At 49.6% G+C, this 1,131-nt stretch carries 2 protein-coding genes; both read right to left on the minus strand.

The window, feature by feature from the left end:
* Window positions 1–176: 176 nt before the first annotated feature.
* On the minus strand, window positions 177–740 hold the full coding sequence (locus ACOCD2_RS21185) for a c-type cytochrome (RefSeq protein WP_293650405.1): 564 nt from the start codon (window positions 738–740) through the stop codon (window positions 177–179).
* 33 nt (window positions 741–773) lie between these two features.
* Entirely contained in the window at window positions 774–953 is a 180-nt protein-coding gene (locus ACOCD2_RS21190) for an SHOCT domain-containing protein (protein ID WP_293650406.1), read from the minus strand.
* Window positions 954–1,131: the final 178 nt, after the last annotated feature.

The following is a 1,131-nucleotide window of genomic DNA, read 5'->3' on the forward strand; positions in this document are numbered from 1 at the left end:
AAGCATCAATTTGCTGATCCATCCAGACAAATATTCGATGTCATGCCGATTACAGAGGCTCCTGCCGAGTCATGTCGGTAAAATGCGGGTTTTGACGTTCTGGAATCACGGATTCAGGTTAATGAAATGTCTGCGCGTTACCAAAGTTGTCTCCTGAAAATATGCCTGGCTGCAAATCAATGCTGCTCGTGTGAAGCCTCATGATCATCAGAATGATCAGCTGAATTATGGCTGTGTCCACCCTCGCCGACCAGGATGCTGTATTCGTCCTCACCCATACCTTTGAGCTTTGACAGGAAAGCCACTAGCTCCCATATCTGCTGGTCAGAATGAAAAGCACCCCACGCAGGCATACCCGTGAGTTTGAGCCCGTTCTTGATGGTCCAGAAAGTTGCTGCGGGATCGTGGATGCCATGCTCTGACCGGTAGAACACCGGTGGTGCAGGATACAGACCGAGGCTGAGCTCTGTCTCTTCCATACCCGGCGCCAGATGACACTGTGCACACATGGCGGAAAAATTCTTCGCACCACGTGACAACATGTCCTGCCCGTCCAACGGAGGCACCTCTATATCACCTGACCTAGCATGAATAGAACGCTCACGAACCGTTTCCAGCAGGCGGGTAGTGATGTTCCAGTGTTTCTCATTTGCGGATACATTGAATATGCCTGACCAGACAAAGATGCCGGCAGCCGCCAGCAGAACGATCAGCAGTCCGGTGATGAGTTTAAGATTCACGGCAGTCACCGCAGAAAGCTTTTATGTTGTGTGTCATGTCAGATCCCGTTTCTTCTGCTCGAATTCTTCCTGATCGATTTCACCTCTTGCATAGCGTTCTTTCAGTATGTCCAGAGCTGACTTCGGATTGCTCTTGCCCCTATTGTCCTGTCCCGTGGCAGCCTTCACTCCCCACAGAACAATGACAATGAGCAGAATCCAGAAAAACCACATGAACCCACCTCCAAACCAGTGTCCTTCGTACATTTCCCGATACCTCGTCTAAGATTCATTGTAACTACTCACCCCTAAGATGAGTACAAGCCTGCCTCCATGGATCTACAATCGCTTTTTCATGTCTGTAGAGGCTTGACATCATAGTACGCCGAGTCTATGCTATTGACCCAACACA

The organism is Thiolapillus sp. (assembly GCF_048562965.1).
In the GTDB taxonomy this organism is placed as follows: domain Bacteria; phylum Pseudomonadota; class Gammaproteobacteria; order Chromatiales; family Chromatiaceae; genus Thiolapillus; species Thiolapillus brandeum_A.